This window comes from Olleya sp. AS48, from assembly GCF_038900355.1.
In the GTDB taxonomy this organism is placed as follows: Bacteria; Bacteroidota; Bacteroidia; order Flavobacteriales; family Flavobacteriaceae; genus Olleya.
Genome location: NZ_JBBMRD010000020.1, coordinates 1 through 8,058, shown reverse-complemented (window position 1 = coordinate 8,058; position 8,058 = coordinate 1). Strand labels below are relative to the sequence as shown.

At 30.3% G+C, this 8,058-nt stretch carries 8 protein-coding genes; all 8 read right to left on the bottom strand.

The window, feature by feature from the left end; translation table 11 throughout:
- Nucleotides 1-238 precede the first annotated feature (238 nt).
- Nucleotides 239-913 carry a hypothetical protein gene (locus WNY60_RS15400; RefSeq protein WP_342862917.1) on the bottom strand — a complete coding sequence of 225 codons (675 nt, stop codon included), beginning with the start codon at nt 911-913 and terminating at the stop codon, nt 239-241.
- Between the two features lie 73 nt (nt 914-986).
- Nucleotides 987-2,111: an SH3 domain-containing protein gene (locus WNY60_RS15395; protein ID WP_342862916.1), complete on the bottom strand. Its 1,125-nt coding sequence runs from the start codon at nt 2,109-2,111 to the stop codon at nt 987-989.
- Nucleotides 2,112-2,122: 11 nt separating this feature from the next.
- The gene (locus tag WNY60_RS15390) at nt 2,123-4,285 is read right to left on the bottom strand and encodes a hypothetical protein (protein ID WP_342862915.1); all 2,163 of its coding nucleotides are present in this window, start codon (nt 4,283-4,285) and stop codon (nt 2,123-2,125) included.
- A gap of 11 nt (nt 4,286-4,296) precedes the next feature.
- Complete coding sequence (locus WNY60_RS15385; protein ID WP_342862914.1) at nt 4,297-4,761, bottom strand: DUF4280 domain-containing protein; 465 nt, start codon at nt 4,759-4,761, stop codon at nt 4,297-4,299.
- A 5-nt stretch (nt 4,762-4,766) separates the two neighbouring features.
- Nucleotides 4,767-5,837 carry a hypothetical protein gene (locus WNY60_RS15380; protein WP_342862913.1) on the bottom strand — a complete coding sequence of 357 codons (1,071 nt, stop codon included), beginning with the start codon at nt 5,835-5,837 and terminating at the stop codon, nt 4,767-4,769.
- 63 nt (nt 5,838-5,900) lie between these two features.
- Nucleotides 5,901-6,371 carry a hypothetical protein gene (locus WNY60_RS15375; protein WP_342862912.1) on the bottom strand — a complete coding sequence of 157 codons (471 nt, stop codon included), beginning with the start codon at nt 6,369-6,371 and terminating at the stop codon, nt 5,901-5,903.
- A complete protein-coding gene (locus tag WNY60_RS15370) occupies nt 6,372-7,259 on the bottom strand; it encodes a DUF3289 family protein (protein WP_339809685.1) in 888 nt (295 codons plus the stop codon). It lies immediately after the preceding gene.
- A 3-nt stretch (nt 7,260-7,262) separates the two neighbouring features.
- Nucleotides 7,263-8,058, bottom strand: a 796-nt coding sequence (locus tag WNY60_RS15365; RefSeq protein ID WP_342862911.1) for a phage baseplate assembly protein V, incomplete at its 5' end; no start/stop codon positions are given.

Sequence of the window (8,058 nt, the reverse complement as noted above, 5' to 3'; positions counted from 1 at the left end):
CAAACCAACTCTAGCATATGATGTGCATCTATTTGTTGATGCAACGTTATTCTTTTAAATACTGGTATTTCTAGTCCTCCTATAAAAAGCGTTGTTGTGGTTTGCAGTGCCATGTTGGTTTATTTTATCGTGTTGTAAGTAAAATTAATAGTTTACATTGAGGTTTCATAATTTATACATTCAATATTATTTTTTTATTTAGGATTATTTTGTCTTAATTGAATAAAAAAGTCTTTGTTTATATCGTTAAATTTAATTTCGCCAAAGCCTTTCTTGGTCCATATTTTAGTTTCTTTTTCAGGACTGTTATCGTCTTGAATGTATTCTTCTCCATATTTAAATCATGTGTTTTGGTAAAATATGCTGGCCCATAAAGTTGGATATTATTCTTTTTTAAAAGGTCTATGATTCTTGACGCCTTATTAAAGTCAAAATTATTTTTGAAAAACACTTCATTAAGTACTAGATTATTATCTGTGGTATGATCTAGATTTTTAAAATCATTAGACCTATAATGCTTAACAGACACTGAGTCTAGTAATGGAAGCTCATTACTTAAAGTTATTATTCTATTATTAGGAAATATTATAATCTCCATTTCATAATCACCTATAATTGTTTTTGGAGCAATCTGAAATGTTTTATTATAATCAACCTTTAAGTTTAAGCTATTATTGATTACATCGCTAAAATGTGTTTTACTAGGTGTTTTGTAATCGTCATGAATGTCAGAAATTAAATTTGCCACTCTTTTATAGTACTCTTCTTTTTTAGCGTCACTCCAATCGTTCATAATGTAGGAATGATCAGAATCTTCTAGTTCAAAATTATAAGCTTCTATTTTTTTATCCTGTCCTTTGCATGAAAAAAATAATAAAAGGAAAACCAATGTATATAAAGAGTGTTTTATCATGTTTTTTAGAAAATTTTAAATTTAGTTATCTTCTAGTTAATTGTATAATAATCAACAACATAATTTACTATTGCTATTTTAAATCTGCTACTTTGGTTTTATGGACATAACCTTTTTGGTTTTCATTAGTTTTGACCAATATCCAATCGCCATCTGTAGTTATTACTTCTAGGTTATCACCAGTTTTTATTTGTTGAATTATTTCTGATTTTGAATTAGGTGATTTTCTAAGATTAGTGTAACCATCTTTATCGATTACCTGGACTAATACTGTTTTTTTTTCTAGTGTATAAATTACTGTCACGTATTCTTTTAATTTAGCATTGTCGAAATAATTTTGATCTACTAAAATTTTTAGAAAATTACTGTTATTGTTTAAATAAGAGTCAATACTACCCGTTATTCCCGATTTTGCTAATTCATTTAATAAAAATGCTATAGATTTTTCAGGGGTATTATATAAGGCTTGATTTATACTTATTTTATCTATTATTTTAGGTAATGTATAATAAAAATCTTCGTTAATGACGTCAGAGAAAGAAGAGGCTTCTTTACCATTATAGGCTATTGCTCTAATTTTATTAATCATCTCAGTTCTTAAAAAATATTTAGAATCTTTATATTGGAATATTAATTCTTGTATTTCAATTTTACTATTAAAATCGACTTTATGGAATACAAATTGTAAAAGATCTTTGTCGTGAGTATTTCCGTAAGTTGTCACTAATTCTTTTAGTAGAAATGAATTATTGTCTTTAAGCCAAACAAAAGATTTTTCTGAATTATAAAAAACATATTGGTTGTAATTATATAGTAATTCACCACTTATTGGTAGCATGCCATCACTTTCTATATAAATTATGTTTAATGGCTTAATTGCAATTTCAGGCATTAAGCTAGGTTGTAAAACCAACACGTTATTGTCATAATTAGACATGTTAAAGTTGTAATATTCGCTAATTTTTTGATCAAATAATTTTGTGCTCGGATATTTATAAGCAAAGGAATCTATTGCAATTTTAATGTCTTTTCTCTTAGATTCTATAGTAGTGTCGAAGTCAATATTTACCTCTCCTTCACTAAATTTATTATATGGAGGTTGATTGGTGTTTTTCATGTTTTTGTTATCATTTGTTTGCGAGTTGCAAGCAAAAAAAATTGAAGTTATTAGCGCTATTATTAACTGTTGTCTTTTCATTATTTAAATATTTATAATATACCAGTCCATTTTTTTGTTCCGACTGCTGCATTAGGCCATTGGGTTTCAGTTACATTTCTTTCTTCTATTATAACTCTTACTGGTTTGTTATCATTTAGAGGCAAATCATCTAATGCTTCTAATAGTGTGTTAACTACGGATAAATCCCTACCAGTGCATGAAGTTAGACATCCAATGGCGTAAAAAGGTCTATATTGGTGTAAAGCAATACCACTACGTTGTCCATGTATTCCATTAATGTAAGGTGTTGTTCCATCCTCACTAACATACAATTTATATTTTTGACCAGGTGTACTTGGTATTAAATAGTATTCTCCTGGAGGACACTCGTTGTATGTTCCATATCTTTGATTTGAGTGTTTACCGTATTTTTCGCCATGAGCATCTCTAGCAAAGAAAGTTGTATGTGCTGGATCTGTTAAATCATCATTATTTTCTAATTGTTTAAAGGTCTCTAAGGTTATGTTTTTATATACTTTTGTCTCGTAAACAACGGATGTACCCATCATTTTTGCTCCTTGTCCAGATATTAATACTACCATTCCTTCTTCATTTGTAACATTACCAGGATTGCATTGATTGACTTTAAGTACATTTACAGCATTTGAAAAATATCTTTTACGTTCGTCTATACCCTTTAATGCAGGATTAATTTTTCTTGTAACATTGGTCACATCATCATTATCAGATCCCGTAGCAACTGCATTTATACCGTTTTTTGCCCAATAAGTTAAAGCAGATAGCATGGCGTCTTTTCCGTTTTCTGTTAATGATTCGGGGTTTGCTACCCAGTCTACATCAGCATCTCCTTCAAGTTTTAAAACAGTATTAAAATATTCTGATAAAACTTTATAATTTGATTTCCATGTGATTTGTTTAAATCCTCTTCCTCTATATTTCCATCCATCTTGAGACTCAAAACCTCCATTTAGGTTTTTGCTTTTGTATGCCCAACTAGCAATTAATATTTGGGTGTTAAGCGGTACGCTAACATAATTTGGTTGACTTCTACTTTTAACTTGTCTTCCCCACAGACGTGCGTTAACTCTACCTTGTGTTGTTTGAAACGCGGAAAAAGTACTGATTAGTGCTTCCCAGTAATAATTAAAACCCTCTGCTAAATCATAAAATTTGCTTTCTTGAGCAAGTTGAGCTAGGAAATGCGCTTTTTTCGTACAAGTATTAAGTCCTATTTTATCTCTGTATTTATTTAAATACGGTAATGCTTCTTTAATTTTTTGATCATTAGTAATTAAGTTTCTACCACTAGCGTTAACACAGATTTTATTTATTTCATCAAAAGTTATATCGTTTTCGCATCGTGGACATTTATCTTCATCTTCTGTGTCAACCAGATCCTCCACGACATTTGGACTATTACCATTTTCTGGTATTGGGTCTGACGCTATACCTTCAACCTCTAAAGCTTGTTGTATTGCATTATTTATAACATAGTTAGATGTATCTGCTGAGATGTCTAATTGTTGTGTAGAATAACTGGCAAGATTAACTCTTTCTGCTTTTACTAGTACATAATACTCGTGTGTATCTCCTTCAAAAATATCTTTATTAGCATTAACAGCCATATCTAAAGATAATAGTTTTTTCACCTTTATATTACCATTTGTATTGTCTATAGTAGCACGTGTTTCCCATAATTTTATATTCTCTTCTGGGTCATGACCAGTGTCTGACATGGTGTCTCTTTCCCATAAGCTAATAGTCAAACTTTCTCCAACCATGTTTACAGTTTGTATAGATACTGTAACTATTTGCCCATATTTTGGAGTAGTTATAAATCTATCACCTTTATAATCTAACATGGTAATGGTAGTAATGCTTGGAGGTCCTTGAAGTGGTCTTACATTAACCGTAGATGGTCCAGATAATTCAGGATTAAATAAATAGCCTTCTACCTTATAATCATGATTAGCAGAAACTTCTCCAAAAGTAAAGGTGGCTATAGGTCCATTTTTAATAATTGATGTTGTAGTATATTGACCTGAATTTCTTTTTTTAAACAACTCCCATTTCACATTAGCTTTTAAAGCATCAGGTGTCCCAGAATGCCATTCGGTTACTGTATAAATAGCAGGTTGTCCAATTCTTGGAGCTGTTGGACCGCTAATTGTTTTTACACCTTTTTTTGCCATAATTATACTACTTAATATGCATCTGGTTGATTATCTTCTACAATATCATTAGTGTCTGTTAAAGGGTCTAACTCTTCTTGTACATCTTGGTCTGCATTATTAATATTATTTTTACTTAGACTTGCACTTTGACCATGTGTCATTATTGTGATTTTTCCTCCAACGGAACACATAAGTTCTGAGCCTTCAATCACGCATTTTTTACCTTGAACAGTAACTTTATCGTATGTTTTTGTCCATTTTCCTGCAGGAGCAAAAGCACATGGATTTTTTCTGTTTAAAGCACATGGACCAAATGAGTTTGAAGATGGTGTAAATTGTACATCGTCTTCTGTTACTGCTAAAAAATCTGGACTATTACCACTATCATTCCAATAATGTTTAGTGTGACTTGAGACTTTAAAACTAGGGAAGGTAGTGCCTTGATTACACATGGCTTTACCTTTTTGTATTACAAAATGTTTTCCGGTACTCATAATAATTAATTATTAATACGATTAATAGTTAGCATCGTTGTTTTACTTTTATTTGTGGTGTAATCGATATGGTAATTAGCTTTGATTTTTGTTGAAAGTCCTTGTTCTAAGTTTACCAGGTAACTACTGTTTAATGCGCCTTCAATTTTTGGTAATTTTACATAAAAGGGATTGTTGTTAACATCGTTTGGATTTAATAAATCTTTATAACTTCTAGTGTCTTCAACTATTCCATTTTGTAAAATGGTCAATGCATTATTTTTAGTATCATTACTTTCAACTTCTTGAGTTACTTTAAGGTTTATTTGATATTTATAATAACTAATATTAAAAACAGTTTTTGATGTTTTATTTAATCTTTGATAGGGTAGTAGTATCGTGTTAAGTACTGTGTCGCTAATTATTGCTTTTTCCAGTTGGTTACTTTCTAGTAGTTTTTTGTTAACATTATTAATGTATTTTTCGGCATAGTCACCATTAAAATTTGCTTCTAAATTACTTTTATTATCAAGCCAACGCTTTTTAATTTCGGACATGTTATTAATGCCTATAATATTTCCGTGTTTGTTTAATAACAAATCCATTGGGTAATAAGCTTTAGAGCAATATAAAGCGAGTTGTTGTATTTTGGATTGAGGCTTGTTTTTATTGATGTAAAATTCGCTTTTTGCTACTCTTAAGATTCTTAAATTATCTTTGTTTATAAGATAATTAAGGTCCAATTTATAAGCGATTTTGTTTGTTTTTTCTGCTACTCTAGTAGTAACCGTTTTGTCAATAGTTACATTATAACTAACTATTAAATTATCTAGTTTTAGTTTAAAGGTGTTTAAAGGGGATTGGTTTATTTTATCCTTTTTAATTTCATTATTTAGACTAATTACTTCCTTTAAATCTGGTACATATAAGGTGTTTCCTTTTGTTATTTCGAAGTTTTTTAATAGCTCACTTTTTGGACATATAGTATTATGAAAATCCTGTAATTGCTTATAGTTATTTAAGCCAATTCTTTCAGCTAGAGATTTTAAAGAATCTCCTGTTTTTATTTTATATACTATGTAGTCTTTAGTCTGCATTACACTAATTTATAGGTCATTTTTTTATGAACTTAGTATTGTCTTTCAATTTAAAAGATTTAATTACTGTTCAAATTCAAAATTCACTTTCTTATTTTCAATTCCATCGTAGATTACATCACTATTTTTAATGTAATATAAAATGTCGGTTTTATTATCTATATATCTATTATATAGTATTAGATCATTGTTTTTACCATCTAAGAATTCTCTAGTTTTATTATAAGTACTATTAAGCTCTTCAGTTTTTTTATAAATGTAAATTGAATAAAGATTGTACTTGTTTTCAATATTTTTTTTGTGGTCATCAATTAGCTTTTGTAGCTTGTTGAAGTATGCTGTATTGTATTCAAAATCACCTTCTAAATAAAAGTAATCTATCCTGTTAAGCATATTGTTTTTTCCAGTAAATTCATAAAAAAAAGGACTTAATGGTTTTATTGCTAGCTCTTTATCTTCGATTTGATTATTGTTTTGCATTTTATTATTGCATGAAATTAAAATAAGGACTAAAAAAAATAGTATGTTTTTCATTTACGAACGTTTAGAGTTTCCACTTAAATACACACTTCTATAAAATTCAGTTATAAATGGCTTTGCAGATCTGTAATGCTGAAGTATATACCAAGCCTTAAAAAAATCTCCAGTATGGTACTGAGGTATCCTATCCTCACCATGTTTAACAATATCATCCCAGTCTAATCCAAAATGGTCATAAAAAGTATATTGTAAAGTACCAGACCATAATCCAGTGCAGGAATTATGACTGTAATTTTTTAATTCGGCTTTTACACTCCATACTTGATGTACTGTAATACCAAGTCCAGATACCTTATCCCAAAATGACGAGAAGTTTAATAAACTCATTGGTATCGTAGATATATTGGAAGGATCATAGGAGGCATTTTTTAATTCTGTTTTTAGTGTTTTTAAAAAATCATTGTGATAGGATACAAAAGCAGAGTTGTTTGCAATTTCATTATCTAATATTTCATTTTTATAAGTACCACCAATACCTTGTGTAAAATGATTGGCCATGTCTAATGCAAGAGTTTCCATTTTCCCTATTGATAAAGAACTCATTAAAGTGTTTAAGCAAAGTCCTAGGTTATAATCACTTTGACCAAAAACAGGGTCTTGTGTTATAGAAGCTGATCTAGGAGGCTTATCGGCATAATACATATCTTCAGCTTTAGTTCCATCAAAATTATATCCAGGGTCACGTCGTGCTTTACCAATAGCAACTTGGTTTACTCTAGTTATTTTACAATCCTCATTATCACCATAGCTAACACCATTTTCGGCCCCAATTTCTTCTACGCTTGAGCTGGCAGAGAAGGATACATTACTTTCTGTTGCATAAAAATTATGATCATTTTCTGTTATTGTGGTTATACTACCATTTACAATCCGTTGTCGCATAGCTTAAAAATTATTTCCTTTTTCACCACTATTATTCTGTATTTGTCCTTTTGCGTTTTTGGTTATATTACCTTTGTTGCTAGTGATTTTTATTTGGGAAGCAGATTCTTCTCTTCCCTTGACAACTTCAGATGTTAAATCTCCTTGTATAAACTCCATTAAGTTACCCATAACCATCATATTTGCATTGGCACCAACTGTAGTGGACTTCATCATTCCAGTGTTTTCACTAGAATTCATACCAATAGAATCTGTCTTATTCATACCCACAGTTGTAGTCAAATTTTGTTCTACGTTAACAACCATATTTTTACAGTTAAAAGTCATGGTCTCAGGAGCTGTAATATTTATATTACTACCTACAGTATCAAAATGAAGCTCGTTACCACTTTTATCTGTTAGAATAATACTTTCGTCCTCCGTGAATTTTAATGTATGACCACTTCTGGTTTTAATGGCTTTAACATTGTTTGAGTTATTTTGAAAAGCGCCTGCTTTTCCAGAACCATTATATAAACTACCCATCATATAAGGATGTTCTGCGTTACCGCCTTCAAAACCTATTAAGACTTCTTCTGCTGTTTCTGGTATAAAATGAAACCCTTTGTCTCCTCCTGCATGTGGTGTTACAATACGTATCCAAGGAGTCATCTCTCCAGTTATTTTCTGCCAAGCAAATTGTACACGTATTCTGCCTAAACCATCAGGATCTGCATTTTCCCTAACAATAGCAGTCTGTGTTTCGCTTTTAGGAAAAGCATTGATATTGGTGTTTGGATAGGCATCAAAATCTGCAGTT

Coding starts and splice junctions, on each gene's coding strand:
- WNY60_RS15400 (WP_342862917.1), bottom strand. CDS start 913: ATGATAAAACACTCTTTATATACATTGGTTTTCCTTTTATTATTTTTT.
- WNY60_RS15395 (WP_342862916.1), bottom strand. CDS start 2,111: ATGAAAAGACAACAGTTAATAATAGCGCTAATAACTTCAATTTTTTTT.
- WNY60_RS15390 (WP_342862915.1), bottom strand. CDS start 4,285: ATGGCAAAAAAAGGTGTAAAAACAATTAGCGGTCCAACAGCTCCAAGA.
- WNY60_RS15385 (WP_342862914.1), bottom strand. CDS start 4,761: ATGAGTACCGGAAAACATTTTGTAATACAAAAAGGTAAAGCCATGTGT.
- WNY60_RS15380 (WP_342862913.1), bottom strand. CDS start 5,837: ATGCAGACTAAAGACTACATAGTATATAAAATAAAAACAGGAGATTCT.
- WNY60_RS15375 (WP_342862912.1), bottom strand. CDS start 6,371: ATGAAAAACATACTATTTTTTTTAGTCCTTATTTTAATTTCATGCAAT.
- WNY60_RS15370 (WP_339809685.1), bottom strand. CDS start 7,259: ATGCGACAACGGATTGTAAATGGTAGTATAACCACAATAACAGAAAAT.